General features: G+C 65.0%; 14 protein-coding genes. 5 read left to right on the top strand and 9 right to left on the bottom strand.

Annotated features, from left to right (window positions below; translation table 11 throughout):
* From VL973_RS01770 to VL973_RS01755, 4 genes are all read left to right on the top strand, one after another.
* Positions 1-942, top strand: a 942-nt coding sequence (locus tag VL973_RS01770; RefSeq protein WP_325282320.1) for a tetratricopeptide repeat protein, incomplete at its 5' end; no start/stop codon positions are given.
* A complete protein-coding gene (locus VL973_RS01765; RefSeq protein ID WP_325282319.1) occupies positions 939-1,664 on the top strand; it encodes a DsbA family protein in 726 nt (241 codons plus the stop codon). The genes VL973_RS01770 and VL973_RS01765, both read left to right, overlap by 4 nt.
* A gap of 70 nt (positions 1,665-1,734) precedes the next feature.
* A complete protein-coding gene (locus VL973_RS01760) occupies positions 1,735-2,679 on the top strand; it encodes an ABC transporter ATP-binding protein (RefSeq protein WP_325282318.1) in 945 nt (314 codons plus the stop codon).
* Complete coding sequence (locus VL973_RS01755) at positions 2,676-3,437, top strand: ABC transporter permease (protein ID WP_325282317.1); 762 nt, start codon at positions 2,676-2,678, stop codon at positions 3,435-3,437. The genes VL973_RS01760 and VL973_RS01755 overlap by 4 nt, the downstream gene beginning before the upstream one ends.
* Positions 3,438-3,600: 163 nt before the next feature.
* On the opposite strand, the gene VL973_RS01750 is transcribed toward VL973_RS01755, so the two are convergent.
* The 6 genes from VL973_RS01750 to truB form a co-directional block, all read right to left on the bottom strand.
* On the bottom strand, positions 3,601-5,460 hold the full coding sequence (locus VL973_RS01750; protein WP_325282316.1) for a CocE/NonD family hydrolase: 1,860 nt from the start codon (positions 5,458-5,460) through the stop codon (positions 3,601-3,603).
* A gap of 46 nt (positions 5,461-5,506) precedes the next feature.
* Positions 5,507-5,869, bottom strand: coding sequence for a DUF4440 domain-containing protein (locus VL973_RS01745; protein ID WP_325282315.1), 363 nt, complete (start codon positions 5,867-5,869; stop codon positions 5,507-5,509).
* An 81-nt stretch (positions 5,870-5,950) separates the two neighbouring features.
* Complete coding sequence (locus VL973_RS01740) at positions 5,951-6,970, bottom strand: sensor histidine kinase (RefSeq protein ID WP_325282314.1); 1,020 nt, start codon at positions 6,968-6,970, stop codon at positions 5,951-5,953.
* Between the two features lie 112 nt (positions 6,971-7,082).
* A complete protein-coding gene (gene pnp / locus VL973_RS01735; protein WP_325282313.1) occupies positions 7,083-9,389 on the bottom strand; it encodes a polyribonucleotide nucleotidyltransferase in 2,307 nt (768 codons plus the stop codon).
* Positions 9,390-9,627: 238 nt separating this feature from the next.
* Positions 9,628-9,897 carry a 30S ribosomal protein S15 gene (gene rpsO, locus VL973_RS01730; RefSeq protein ID WP_325282312.1) on the bottom strand — a complete coding sequence of 90 codons (270 nt, stop codon included), beginning with the start codon at positions 9,895-9,897 and terminating at the stop codon, positions 9,628-9,630.
* Between the two features lie 22 nt (positions 9,898-9,919).
* The gene (gene truB / locus VL973_RS01725) at positions 9,920-10,813 is read right to left on the bottom strand and encodes a tRNA pseudouridine(55) synthase TruB (RefSeq protein ID WP_325282311.1); all 894 of its coding nucleotides are present in this window, start codon (positions 10,811-10,813) and stop codon (positions 9,920-9,922) included.
* Positions 10,814-10,904: 91 nt separating this feature from the next.
* On the opposite strand from truB, the gene VL973_RS01720 reads away from it, so the two are divergent.
* Positions 10,905-11,261 (top strand): hypothetical protein, encoded by a 357-nt coding sequence (locus VL973_RS01720; protein ID WP_325282310.1) that lies wholly within the window; start codon positions 10,905-10,907, stop codon positions 11,259-11,261.
* Here VL973_RS01720 and VL973_RS01715 read toward each other — a convergent pair.
* The 3 genes from VL973_RS01715 to infB all read right to left on the bottom strand — a co-directional run.
* Positions 11,239-11,817, bottom strand: coding sequence for a thymidine kinase (locus tag VL973_RS01715; RefSeq protein WP_325282309.1), 579 nt, complete (start codon positions 11,815-11,817; stop codon positions 11,239-11,241). The genes VL973_RS01720 and VL973_RS01715 overlap by 23 nt on opposite strands.
* A 14-nt stretch (positions 11,818-11,831) precedes the next feature.
* Positions 11,832-12,251 carry a 30S ribosome-binding factor RbfA gene (rbfA, locus tag VL973_RS01710; protein WP_325282308.1) on the bottom strand — a complete coding sequence of 140 codons (420 nt, stop codon included), beginning with the start codon at positions 12,249-12,251 and terminating at the stop codon, positions 11,832-11,834.
* Positions 12,252-12,279: 28 nt separating this feature from the next.
* The coding region (gene infB / locus VL973_RS01705; RefSeq protein WP_325282307.1) for a translation initiation factor IF-2 at positions 12,280-14,610 on the bottom strand (2,331 nt) is incomplete at its 5' end.

Here is a 14,610-nt window from a genome sequence, read left to right as displayed (position 1 = left end):
GCGGGCATATTGGCGGCGGGGCAGCAGGCGGCAATGGGCAGCGTGCTGGCCTTTTCGCGTAATCAGGAATCCTCCGCCGACGCCGCGGGCGTGCGATACCTGAACGGGTCGAAGATCAGCGGGCGCGGGATGCTGGAGTTCTTCAAGAAACTGCAAAGTCAGGAGTTCCGCCTCGCCATTCCGCAGGACAATCCGTATAACCGCACCCATCCGCTGTCGGGGCAGCGGATCGCCAATCTGACCAACGATCTGTCAAAGGGTCCGGGCTGGTCGGTGCCGACGCCGGGGGGCTGGGACGAACGGTTCCGGCGCGTGCAGGCCAAGCTGCGCGGGTTCGTCAACGATCCCAAATCGACGCTGCGTAAATATCCCGACACCGACACCAGCATTTCGGCGCGTTACGCGCGCGCCTACGCCTATCACCGCTCGGGTTATCCGCAGCAGGCCGCGACCGAGGCAGCCGCATTGGTCAAGGCCGCGCCCAAAGACCCCTATTTCCAGGAGCTTCAGGGTCAGGTCCTGCTCGAATCGGGCAAGCCGCTCGAAGCGCTCAATCCGCTGCGTCAGGCGACGCAGGCGACCAATTACCAGCCGCTGATCGCCACTACATTCGGCCACGCATTGCTGGCGACCGAAGACCCCCGCTTTATTGACGAGGCGGAAAAGGTGCTGCGACAGGCCGTGGCACGCGACGACCAGAACCCCTTTGCCTGGTATCAACTCGGCACCGCCTATGAGCGAAAGGGCGACCAGGCGCGCAGCGCGCTTGCCGCCGCCGAACAGGCCAGCCTGACCGGCCAGCACCAGCGCGCGCTGTTTTCGGCGCGCGCGGCCATGGCGGGCTTGCCGCCCGGCACCCCCGACTATATCCGCGCGCAGGATATCCAGATGACCGCCGAAGTTGCGGTGGAAGACGAACGCAGGAACAGGCGGCGGCGGTGATCGTGAAATTGTCCAGAAGTCCGCTGTCGATGCTGCTGGCCTTCCTGCTGGCGGCGATTGCCGGGGCCGCGATCTTTGCCGCGCTGCGTCCTCCCGTCGCGACGGTCGATGCACAGGGGGTGCGCGCCGCACTGCTCGCCTACCCGGAAATGATTCCCGAGGCGATGCAGCGATTGCGCGACAATGAAACGGGCAAGGTCATCGCCGCACAGCGCGCGGCGATCGTCACGCCGTTCGGCAATGCATGGAAGGGTGCGGCCCAGCCGCAAGTCACCGTCGTCGCCTATATGGACTATGCCTGCGGCTTCTGCCGCCAGTCGCTGCCGATGATCGACCAGCTGATCGCCAGCGAGCCGGGCGTGCGCGTGGTGTTCCGCGAATTGCCGGTGTTGAGCGCGGAAAGCCGTATTGCCGCCGAATATAGTCTCGCCGCCGCCGAACAGGGCAAGTTCGCCGCGTTCCACGACACGCTGTTTGCCGCCGGTCAGTTGAGCCAGGCGTCGATCGACGCCGCGATCGAGCGCGCCGGTCTCGACCGCGCGCGGGCAAAGGCGTTCATCGCCACGCCCGCCGCCGAACAGGAAATCTCCCGCAACCTGCAAACCGCCGGGCAACTGGGCGTCACGGGCACGCCAAGCTGGGTGGTCGGCGACCGCGTGCTGTCGGGCGCGGTCACGCCCGAGGCGATGAAGGAAGCCGTCGCGGCGGCACGCAAGGCCTGAGCCGACACCTTGCCGTAACGGCAGCGCGCACTTACCTCACGGCTCTCATCCCCGGGGGGAGCGTCCCACCTTGCAGCCCATCCTAACGCTGTCCGGCGTCAGCAAGACCTATGCCTCCGGGCATCAGGCTCTGAAATCCGTCGACCTTGCGATCAACAAGGGCGAGATTTTCGCCCTGCTCGGCCCCAACGGCGCGGGCAAGACGACGATGATCGGCATCGTCTGTGGCCTGGTCGTGCCGTCGACCGGCACCATCACCTTTGACGGGCACGACATCGTGCGCGATTACCGCGATGCGCGCCGCCGCATCGGACTGGTGCCGCAGGAACTGTCGACCGACATGTTCGAAACCGTGACCTCAACCGTCCGCTTCTCACGCGGGCTTTTCGGGCGGCGGCGCGACGATGCGCTGGTCGAACAGGTGCTGCGCGACCTGTCATTGTGGGACAAGCGCGACGCCAAGATCCTGGAATTGTCGGGCGGCATGAAGCGCCGCGTGGTGATCGCCAAGGCGCTGGCGCACGAACCCGATCTGCTGTTCCTCGACGAACCGACCGCTGGCGTCGATGTCGAATTGCGCCGCGACATGTGGAAGCTGGTCCACCGCCTGCGCGAGGGCGGCACGACGATCATCCTGACCACGCATTATATCGAAGAGGCCGAGGAGATGGCCGACCGCGTCGGCGTCATCAATCGCGGCGAATTGCTGCTGGTCGAGGAAAAGACCGCCCTGATGAAAAAACTCGGCAAGCGCGAAATGGACATTTCGCTGGTCGAGCCGATGCAGTCGGTGCCCGCCGACCTCAGCGAATGGGATCTCGCCCTGACCGATGAGGGGCACAAGCTGCGCTACGTGTTCGACGCGCAGGCCGAGCGCACTGGCATCCCCTCGCTGCTGCGAAAGCTGGGCGACATGGGCGTCGCCTTCAAGGATCTCGACACGTCGAAATCCAGTCTGGAGGACATTTTCGTCGATCTGGTGCGTGAGCGCGAAGCACAAGGGGCACAGGCATGAACACGCCGGGCATCTGGGCGATCTATCGCTTTGAAATGGCGCGGTTCGGCCGCACCTTCTGGGGCAGCGTGGCCACGCCGGTCATCACGACGGCGCTGTATTTCATCGTGTTCGGCGGGGCGATCGGCAGCCGCATCGATCAGGTCGACGGCGTCGATTACGGCAGCTTCATCGTGCCGGGTCTGGTCATGCTCAGCCTGCTGACGCAAAGCCTGTCGAACGCGTCCTTCGGCATCTATTTCCCGCGCTTTTCGGGCACCATCTACGAAATCCTGTCGGCGCCGATTTCGACGTTCGAGCTGCTGGTCGGCTATGTCGGGGCAGCGTCGACAAAATCGATCCTGATCGGCACGATCATCCTCGTCACCTCGACCTTTTTCGTCGATCTGCGGATCGAGCATCCGGCGATGATGGTCGCGTTCCTGATCCTGACATCGGTGACATTCAGCCTGTTCGGCTTCATCATCGGACTATGGGCCAAGGGGTTCGAGCAGTTGAGCCTGGTCCCGGCGCTGATCGTCACGCCGCTGACGTTCCTGGGCGGCGCATTCTATTCGATCGACATGCTGCCCGAACCGTGGCGCACGGTCAGCCTGTTCAATCCGGTCGTCTATCTGGTCAGCGGGTTCCGCTGGAGCTTTTTCGGGCGCGGCGACGTGGATGTGCTGGTCAGCCTGGGGGCGACCTTTGCGTTCCTCATCATCTGCGTCGCGGTGGTCGGCTGGATGTTCAAGACGGGCTATCGCCTGAAAAGCTGACCGGTCATCGGCATCGTCGCGGCAGGGCACAGATCCGACCCTGTGCAGCCCGGCGACGATGCCGATCCGTCCGCGCAAGCGCCGGGAGTGTGTGGCGCCGGCGGACAGTCTCCCCCGAGAGCGCTGATGTTAAGCCGCTTTGCCCGAACGGGTCGATCCCTCTTTAGGGGGCGGCGATGACGGGCAGGGCGATGTGCGAACCCGCACAGACACGCTGCGTCGCCTTCACGAAATCAGCGGGCTGCGCCTTGGCGATATTGGGCACGAAACGCTGCGGATTGCGGTCGATGACGGGAAACCAGCTCGACTGCACCTGCACCATGATGCGGTGGCCGCGTTTGAACACATGGTCATGCTCGCGCAGCGGCACATCCCATGCCCGGACCCGATCGGGCACCAGCGGTTTCGCAACTTCATTCCCGTCCAGCCAGCGCCCGCGCCGCACCTCCATCGCGATCGGCAGCTGATATCCGTTCAGCGAGCGGGCATAGTCACCCGGCTGCATCGGGCGCGGGAGCGCCTCCGCATCGTCGGGATAGACGTCGATCAGCTTGACGACGAAATCGCTGTCGGTGCCGCTGGTCGATGCCATCAGTCGCGCCGCCAGCGTCCCCGTCACCGTCAGGTCGCTGGTCAGCGGTTCGCTGACATAGCTGAGCATATCGGGCCGCCCGCCCAGGAACCGCTGGTCGTCCGCTTCCCACCATGGCCAGTCGCGCGAACCCCAGGTCGAGGAGATCGGCCGTCGGCGATAAGGCACCGGATGCGCCGGGTCGGACACATAATCGCGGCACCCCTCCCCCGCCGGGGGCGCGTCGAACGACAGGCTGCCGTCGGCGCGCAGATACAGCGATCGGGTGCTGGCGTGCTTGGGCGGCCAGCTTTTGTAATCGCGCCATGCCCAACTTCCCGACTGGAACATCCGCGCTTCGAACGCGGGGCGCTCTCCCTTGCCGTGCAGCCAGTGGGCAAAGAACGGCGCTTCGATATCGCGGCGAAAGGCGGTGCCGCTTTCGGCACCGATGACAATTGGTCCCACCCGGTCACCCGCGCTTCGCCAGCTACCGTGATTCCATGGCCCGGCGACGATCATGTTCAGCTGGTTGGGATCGTCGCGCTCAAGCTGCTGATAGATGCGCCAGGGGCCATAGGGGTCTTCCTGATCCCAGAAGCCCGCGACCGACAGCGTGGCGACACCCGCACGGCCCAGCGCGTCGGTCCAGCGATGCCGCTGCCACCAGGCGTCGTAATCGGGCCGCTCGACAATGGCGGTCATCATCGGCGATGCGCCCTTGAACCAGCGCGCTTCAAGGTCCGCGACCGAACCTTGTTTCAGGAACCAGTCATAGCTGTCGAACGTGTCATAGCCGGGGAAATCGTCGTTCTGCTTTGAATGCTGGAGCAGCCACAGCCAGTCGGTGGCATAGGACAGGCGGATCGCGCCGAAGCGGTGCAGGTCGTCGTTGATCCACCAGTCATTCCACCCGGCCTGAGGACTGACGGCCTTCAGCGCCGGATGCGGCGCGGTCAGCGCGACCGCGGCGGCATAGCCGGGATAGGATACGCCCCACATGCCGACCCGGCCGTTGTTGTCGCGCACATTCTTCACCAGCCAGTCGATCGTGTCCCACGCGTCGGTCGCGTCGTCGGTGCCCTCGCCACCCTTCGACGCCAGCGCCATCGACATGGTGAAGCGCCCGTCCGATCCGAAGCGGCCGCGCATGTTCTGGTACACCATGATGTACCCGTCGCGCGCCAGATAGTGCAGGTCGGCGGGCGTCGTCGCGGGCGCGGCATCGGGAATGCCATAGGGGCTGCGCTCAAGCAGGATCGGCAGCGGGCCGGTGGCGGCGGTGGGGCGGATGACGACCGTTTCCATCCGCGCGCCGTCGCGCATCGGGATCGTCACCCGTTCATACTGGTATGCAGCCCGTGGCGCGGCAGGTGCGGGCAACGCCTGCCGCGCTGTTGCAGGCGTGACGGCCACGAGGATCAGGGCGAGAGCGGTAAGCGAGCGGCGCATCGCGCAAGATCAGCGCAAAACGCCGCCGCTGTCGAGGCGCTTTGCCTTATCCGCCCGCTTTCAGCGGTGGCGTCTGCTGGTGCTGGACCACCTGCCAGTCCTCATGCCCCAGGCGGCGATAGGTGGAGGTGCAATGCGCGACATAGCCCTCGCCGTCCGCTTTCTCGGCCTTGGCGGTATAGCCGATGACGATCAGCCCCTCCTGCGGGCGCATGATCTGCTGGTCGGAAAAGGCAACGCTGGACCAGCGCGGCGTGTCGGCCACTGCTTCCGCCGCTTGCTTGCCGGTCATGACAAAGGGCGGCGCGGGCACCACCATCACCGCTTCATCGTCGATCGAATCGCGATAATGATCGGCATCGCCGGTCCACAGGCTTTCCTCGAACGCCCAGACGCGATCATCTTCCATGTCGGCTCTCCCAATAATGATGGGAACAGAGCGGGTGGCGGAGAACGTGGTTCCCACCCCCGGCCCAAAGCCGGGGGTCGATCAGGCGGGCAGCATCAATCGTGCGGTGCATCCCCGCCCACGCACCAGTTCGAAGCTGCCGCTCAGTTGCGCCGCCAGCGTTCGCGCGATTTTCAGCCCCAGGCTGCCCGAGGCTTCAAGGTCGAATCCTTCGGGCAGGCCATGGCCGTCGTCGCGAACCTCGATCCGCAGCCAGTCCCGGCCGTCGCGCGACAGTTCCACGTCGATCACGCCGTGATCGCGTTCGGCAAAGCCATGTTCGATCGCATTGGCCATTGCCTCTGCCACGATCAGCGCCAGCGGGATCGCCGCATCCGCGCCGACCATCGCTTCGTCATCGACCATGATCCGGCACCGGATGCCCGCCCGCCCGCTCGCTTCGATCACGTCGCGGCACAGCGGCTCCAGGAAATCGCGCATCCGCCGGGCGCCGCCGCCCGCGTCATAAAGCTGCCGGCTGATCCGCCCGATCAACGCCAGCCGTCGCGACGCTTCGTCCAGCGCGATGCGTGCGTCGGGGTCGTGCACCTGGCGCTTTTGCAGGCTGATGAGACCGGCGGCGACCTGAAGATTGTTCGACACGCGATGTTGCAGTTCGTGGAACAGCATTTCCCGCGTGCGCGCCAGCACCCGGCTTAATTCACGCTCGCGCGCCAGCTTGGCGTTCGCCGCCTGCATCCAGTGGATGATGAGAATATCGGTAGCGATGACCAGCACATAGAAGATCAGCGCCATCGGCGTGCCCGGCCCGATGCCGAAGCTGTAGCGCGGCTCGATGAAGAAATACCAGGACAGCAGGCCCGATACGATGCCGGCAACCACGCCCGGGCGCACCCCGAACAGCGCCGATGACAGGATAACGGCGGGGAAGAAGGTCAGATAGGGAAAACCGCCCGGCAGCCATGGATCGGCGACCAGCCTGAGCGCCCAGGCGATAACGACGAGGATCGCGGTCACGCCATAGCCGATCAACGGACGGTCGGACGCCAGCGGCAGACGTTCGATCCATCCCGCGACCTCGTTTGCGCCGTTCCGCGTCACCAATCCCCCTGCCTGCCTGCCTGCCTGCCCCGATCGCTATCACCCTGAGATCACAAAAAAAGGCGGGACGCGACCTTATGCCGCGCCCCGCCCTTTCGTTGCTTGATCGAAATCAGTTTTCGGTGATGAATGAAGGCAGACCGACATTCTCGCCGCCTTCTTCCTTGTTCTCCGATTGCTCACGGCGGGGACCACGGTCGCGGCGCGGGCCACGATCACCGCCTTCACGACGGGGACCACGATCGCCACGGTCGCCGCGCGGACCACGGTCGCCACGGTCGCTACGCGGTTCCCGTGCGGGCCGGGTGTCCTCCAGCGGCTCGCCGGTTTCCTGGTCGACGACGCGCATCGACAGGCGAACCTTGCCGCGCGGATCGATCTCCAGCACCTTGACCTTGACTTCCTGCCCTTCGCTCAGGGCGTCGCTGACCTTCTCGACCCGCTCGTTGCGGATTTCGGAGACATGGACCAGACCGTCCTTGCCGCCCATGAAGTTCACGAACGCGCCGAAATCGACCAGATTGACGACCTTGCCGTTATAGATCTTGCCGACCTCGGCCTCTTCGACAATGCCCTTGATCCAGTTGATCGCGGCTTCGATCTGGGCGTGGTCGGACGAGCTGACCTTGATGATGCCGTCGTCATCGATATCCACCTTGGCACCGGTCGTCGCGACGATCTCGCGGATGACCTTGCCGCCGGTGCCGATCACGTCCCGGATCTTCGACTTGTCGATCTGCAGCGTCTCGATGCGCGGCGCGTGCGCCGACAGCTCGGTGCGCGACGAATCGAGCGCCTTGGCCATTTCGCCAAGAATGTGCGCGCGGCCTTCCTTCGCCTGGTTCAGCGCGGTTTCGAAGATCTCCTTGGTGATGCCGGCGATCTTGATGTCCATCTGCATCGTGGTGATGCCCTCGGACGTGCCGGCGACCTTGAAGTCCATGTCGCCCAGATGATCTTCGTCACCCAGGATGTCGGACAGCACGGCGAACTCGTCACCTTCCAGGATCAGGCCCATGGCGATGCCGCTGACCGGACGCTTGATCGGCACGCCGGCGTCCATCATCGCCAGCGAACCGCCGCACACCGTCGCCATCGACGACGAGCCGTTCGACTCGGTGATGTCGCTGGTCACGCGGATCGTATAGGGGAACTCGTCCTTGCTCGGCAGCACGGGGTGCAGCGCACGCCATGCCAGCTTGCCATGGCCGACTTCGCGGCGACCCGGCGCGCCAAAGCGGCCCACTTCACCGACCGAATAGGGCGGGAAGTTATAGTGCAGCATGAAATGCTGGTAGCTGAGCCCCCCCAGACCGTCGATCATCTGCTCGGCGTCCTTGGTGCCAAGCGTGCAGGTCGCGATCGTCTGCGTCTCGCCACGCGTGAACAGCGCCGAGCCGTGCGCGCGCGGCAGGAAGTGCGCCTCCGCAACGATCGGGCGGACGGTGCGCGTGTCGCGGCCGTCGATGCGGATGCCTTCCTTGAGGATGGCGGTCCGCACGATATCCGCTTCCAGCTTCTTCACCAGCTTGAGCGTGCCGAGATACTGGGCGGGATCGCTTTCCTTGAGGTCGGCCAACGCCTCGCGCGCCTTGGTGCGCGCGTCGTTGATCGCGTTCTGACGCTCGGACTTGTTGGTCAGCTTGTATGCCGCCTTCAGGTCGTCGCCGATCAGCGCCTTCAGCTTGGCCTTCTGCGCTGCCTGGTCGTCGTTGATCTTGAGATCCCACGGCTCCTTGGCGGCCTGTTCGGCCAGCTTGATGATCGCGTCGATCACCGGCTGCAGATTGTCGTGCGCGAACAGGACCGCGCCCAGCATGACTTCCTCGGACAGCTCATTGGCTTCCGATTCGACCATCATCACCGCGTCGTGCGTGCCCGCGACCACTAGGTCCAGATCGCCCTCGGCCACCTGTTCGTCGGTCGGGTTCAGGATGTATTCGCCATTCTGGTAGCCGACACGCGCCGCGCCGATCGGACCCATGAAGGGCACGCCCGACAGCGTCATCGCCGCCGATGCCGCGACCATCGCCAGAATGTCCGGCTCATTCTCGCCATCATAGCTGAGAACCTGAGCGATCGCGTTGATTTCGTTATAGAAACCTTCGGGGAACAGCGGACGAAGCGGGCGGTCGATCAGGCGGCTGACCAACGTTTCCTTTTCGGTCGCGCCGCGCTCACGCTTGAAGAAGCCGCCGGGGATACGCCCCGCGGCCGAGAATTTTTCCTGATAATGCACGGTGAGCGGGAAGAAATCCTGCCCTTCCTTGACCGACTTGGCGGCGGTCACGGCGCACAGCACCACGGTTTCGCCGAGCGTCGCGATGACCGCGCCGTCAGCCTGGCGGGCAACCTTGCCCGTTTCGAGCGTCAGGGTCTTTCCGCCCCACTCGATTTCCACTTTCTTGTGATCGAACATCTGATTTCCTTTGTCCGGCAGCCCTATGCCACCGGGGCCTGTCGAGCCTGTATGGCTCGCTAGAGACCTCTCCAACCCGTTCGGGCTGAGCTTGTCGAAGCCCCGTCCTTCCCTTTTCAGATGGAAGTGCAGCCCGTCGACAAGTTCGGGGCAAACGGGAGAGGCTTTGATCCGGGACACGGCCGAATTGCCGATACCGGAATATGGAAACGGCCCCGCACCGCGGAGCCGTTCCGAATTACTTGCGAAGACCCAGCTTCGCGATCAGCGCGGTATAACGATCCGCATCCTTCTTCTTCAGATAGTCGAGAAGGCTGCGGCGCTTGTTGACCATCATCAACAAACCGCGGCGCGAATGATTGTCCTTGGCGTGCGTCTTGAAATGCTCGGTCAGCGCCGAAATCCGTGCGGTCAGGATCGCGACCTGCACTTCGGGGCTGCCGGTGTCGCCCGACTGGCGGGCATTGTCCTGGATGAGCGCTTCCTTGCGCTCGGCAGTGATCGACATGTCATTTCCCTCGACATCGTTGTTACAGGTTGAAGCCGCGCACGACACGGACGTCTCCGTCCAGAACCTCGACCAGCGCGACCGGCGTATCGCCGTCCAGCGCAAAATACGGGCCATCGTCAGCGGCATGTCCGGTCAGCACCCGCCCCTGACGGAGCGATCCTGCCTGACCGGGAACAAGGGTGAGAGCCGGGATGTCGTCCAGCCCCGCCCTTAACGGCAGGAATAGGTCTTCAAGCGTCCGCGCCTTAGCGGCATCCGCCAGTTTGTCCAGTGAAATCGCCTGATCGAGCGTGAACGCCCCCGCCCGGACCCGGCGCAGCATGGTGACATGCCCCACGGTGCCCAGCGCCCGCGCGATGTCGCGCGCCAGGCTGCGGATATAGGTGCCCTTGGACACATGCGCGGTGAAGGTGGCAAAGGCGAGCGGCGCGTCCGAAATCGCGGGCTGGGCCACCAGCGAGTGGACCGTCACTGCCCGTTCGGCCATCTCGACCACCTCGCCCGCGCGCGCGCGGTCATAAGCGCGCTCGCCTTCGATCTTGAGCGCAGAATAGGCGGGCGGACGCTGGCGGATCGCGCCGGTAAAGTCGGCCAGCACATTCTGCACCGCCCTGATCGCCGGGCGACCGTCGCTGGTATCGACAATGCGCCCCTCCCCGTCCAGCGTGTCGGTCTCCGCACCAAAGGCGATCGTGAAGTCATAGACCTTGTCGCTGTCGAGCATCCGCCCGGCCAGCTTGGTCGCTTCTCCCACCGCAATCGGCAGCACGCCCGTCGCCAGCGGATCGAGCGTGCCGCCATGGCCGACCTTCAGCTTGGGATAACCGCCATCGCGCAGCGCGCGCTTGACCGCGCTGACTGCTTGCGTCGAGCCAAGACCCAATGGTTTGTCGAGAATGATCCAGCCATGCATGGCATATGCGCCTAAAGCGTTGCCCGCCACTTCGCCAGTCAGCCCCGCTTCATCTTTGGGCGCGCAGGTTGCCCTCAATTGGAGAGCGCTGATGCGAAGCCTGTCGATCTTGCTGTGCCTGATGCCGTCGGCCCTGCCCGCCGCCCAGATCTGGGACGGCGGCGGCGGCGGCGAACGCGCCATCCCGCGTGCCATAGAAGGCGTCGGCCCGACATTACGCGACACCGATGCGCGAATTCGCGACGGCCGCCGCGCCGGGCAATTCTCACGCCGCGAAGCACGCAGGCTTCGCCGCGACAATGACGAGATCGGCGTGCTGCAAAGCCGCTATGCGGCCGGCGGACTGTCCGGTGCGGAACGCGGCGAACTGGACGCGCGGGCACAGGCGTTGCGCGGCATCGTCGATGCCCGTCGCCTGGCGCCGGTCAGCGCTCCATCGCCTCGGTGAAATGGCGGCGGCACAGCGCGACATAGCGATCATTGCCGCCGATTTCGGTCTGGCGCCCCTTATGCACCGGATTGCCATCGCCATCGACGCGCAGGTTCATCGTCGCCTTGCGCCCGCACTGGCACACCGATTTCAGCTCGATCAGCGCATCGGCGATCGCCAGCAGCCGCGCCGAACCTTCGAACAACTCGCCCCGGAAATCGGTTCGCAAACCATAAGCCAGCACCGGCACGTCGCCCTTGTCGGCGAGCGCCGCCAATTGCGCGACCTGTGCGGCGGTCAGGAACTGCGCCTCATCGATCAGCACGCAACCGACGGTGCGCGTGGCATGTTCGCCCATGACGCATCCGAACAGATCGGTCGATTCGTCAAAGGGGATCGCATCGGCGCCCAGCCCGATTCGCGAGCCGATCCGTCCGCGCCCTTCGCGCTCGTCCAGCCCGGCTGTGAACAACAGGGTGTGCATCCCGCGTTCGCGATAGTTGAAATCGGCCTGCAGCAGCGTGGTCGATTTCCCCGCATTCATCGAAGCATAGTAGAAATACAGCTTGGCCATGACCGCGACCGCGCTCAGTCCCGATCCGGCGATTCGGCCTCGTCGTCCAGATCGCGCGCGATGTCGGGCGACCGCAACAGCGCGTCGATCCGCCCGCCCTCGTCAAAGCTCTCATCGGCCAGGAATTTGAGCCTGGCGGCGTATTTCAGATTCACCCGCGAGGCGACCGTGCGCTGGAGATAGGCGGTATGGGTCCGCAGCGCCTTGAGCACCGCCGCCTCGTCCGCGCCCAGCAGCGGCTTCACAAACACGGTCGCGTGACGAAGGTCGGGCGACATCCGCACTTCGGTGACGGAAACGCTGTGCGCGGCGAGCACATCATCATGCACATCGCCCCGCATCAACACATCGGACAGGATGTGGCGCACCTGTTCGCCGACGCGCAGCAGGCGGACCGAGCGCCCCTCCTGCGTGCTATCCTGCTGCCTGACCATCAATAGCTCCCCGATACGGAGCGGACGCTCAGAGCGTCCGCTCGCGCATCTCGACCTCGAAGGTTTCGAGATAGTCGCCGGCCTTGATGTCGGTGAAGTTCTGGCTGAACGTCACACCGCATTCCAGACCTGCGCGCACTTCGGCGACATCATCCTTGAAGCGGCGCAGTGATGCGATTTCGCCCTGATAGATGATGACGTCGTCGCGCGTGATGCGCGCTTTGAGCGCTTTGCGAATGACGCCTTCGGTAACGAGCAGACCGGCGGCCTTGCCATGCTTGCCCGCCGAGAACACCTCGCGGATTTCGGCGCGGCCGACGACCGTTTCGAACGCTTCGGGACCCAGCTCGCCCGCCATGCCCGCCCGGATTTCGTCGGTCAGGTCATAGATCACGTCATAATATTTGAACGCGACATGGTTGCGCTCGGCAATCTCGCGCGCCTTGGCATTGGGACGCACGTTGAAGCCGATGATCGGCGCGCCCGATGCCGCCGCCACGTTGACGTCGCTTTCGGTGATGCCGCCGACGCCCGAATGCAGAACGCGGGCGCGGATTTCGTCGGTCGAAATCTTGTTGATCGACGCGACGATCGCCTCGACCGACCCTTGCGTGTCGGCCTTGACCACCAGCGGATATTCGATCGCCTGCTTGGCCGACAGCGCCGAGAACATCGTCTCCAGGCTGGCCGGCGCAGTCGTCGTGCGCTTCTGGTTGATGACGCCCTGACGATATTCCGCGACCTCGCGGGCACGCGCCTCGCTTTCGACGACCTGCAACGGATCGCCCGCCATCGGCACGCCCGACATGCCCAGCACTTCGACCGGGACCGACGGACCGGCTTCCTTGACCTGGCGGCCCTTGTCGTCGACCAGCGCGCGGACCTTGCCGCTTTCGGCGCCGACGACGAACACGTCGCCGACCCGCAATGTGCCACGGCTGACCAGAACGGTCGCGACCGGACCCCGGCCCTTGTCGAGCTTGGCCTCGATCACGGTGCCCTCGGCATCGCGATCGGGATTGGCGCGCAGTTCGAGCAGTTCGGCCTGAAGCTGGATCTTTTCGATCAGCTCATCCAGGCCGGTCTTCTTCAGCGCCGAAACCTCGACATCCTGCACGTCGCCCGACATTGCCTCGACCACGACTTCGTGTTCGAGCAGGCGTTCACGCACCTTCTGCGGATTGGCCTCGTGCTTGTCGATCTTGTTGATCGCCACGATCATCGGGACGCCAGCCGCCTTGGTGTGGTTGATGGCCTCGATCGTCTGCGGCATCAGCCCGTCATCAGCGGCGACCACCAGCACGACGATATCGGTCACGTTCGCACCGCGTGCGCGCATTTCCGAAAATGCCTCATGGCCCGGCGTGTCGAGGAACGTGATCCGCGACTTGTCCTTCTGCGTCACCTGATAGGCGCCGATATGCTGGGTAATGCCACCGGCTTCACCCGTCACCACATCGGTGCCGCGCAGCGCGTCGAGCAGGCTGGTCTTGCCATGGTCGACATGACCCATGATCGTGACTACCGGCGGGCGCGGCTGGAGCGTGCCTTCCTCGTCGCCGGTCGTATCCAGCTTGAGGTCGATGTCGCTTTCGGACACGCGCCGATAATTGTGACCGAATTCGGTCACCAGCAATTCGGCGGTGTCATGGTCGATCGTCTGCGTCAGCGTGACGGGCATCCCCATCTTGAACAGCGCCTTGACCAGATCGGCGCCGCGCTCGGCCATGCGGATGGCCAGTTCCTGCACGGTGATCGTGTCGGGAACCTGAACATCGCGGACCTGCTTGGCCTGCGGTTCGCGCGGGCCGCCCTGGCCGCGACGCTCCTTTTCACGCGCACGCTTGAGCGCGGCAAGGCTGCGCGCGCGCGCGCCGCCATCCTCGTTCAGCGCACGATTGACGGTCAGCTTGCCCGACTGACGGCGGTCGTCGGCCTTGCGGTCGCGCGACGGTGCCGGACGCGCGGGCGCATCACGGCGCGGCGTTGCGTTCGGACCCAGCGAGCGCGTCGGCTGTGACGGCGCGGTGGGCGCGGCAGCAGGCGTCGATGTGGGCGCGGGTGCAGGCGCTTCCGCCTTCGGCTCGGACTTGGGCTGGGGCTTGGGGATTTCCGGGCGCGCGACCGGACTGAACCGACGCGGCGCCGGGAGACCGGGGTCGAGTTGCAGCGTCACCGGCTGGGGCGGCGCAGGCGGCGGGGGCGGCGGCGAAGCAGGTGCGGTCTTTGCCGGTGCTTCGGCCTTTACAGGTTCCGACTTGACGGGTTCGGCCTTGGCCGATTCCACTTTTTCCGGCTCGGGCTGAGGCGCGGGTTCGGGCGCAGCCTTTGCAGCATCGGCGGCGGCACGCGCCTCGGC

This window comes from Sphingomonas sp., assembly GCF_035490575.1.
Taxonomy (GTDB): domain Bacteria; phylum Pseudomonadota; class Alphaproteobacteria; order Sphingomonadales; family Sphingomonadaceae; genus Sphingomonas.
This window is presented reverse-complemented; position numbering and strand designations above follow the sequence as displayed.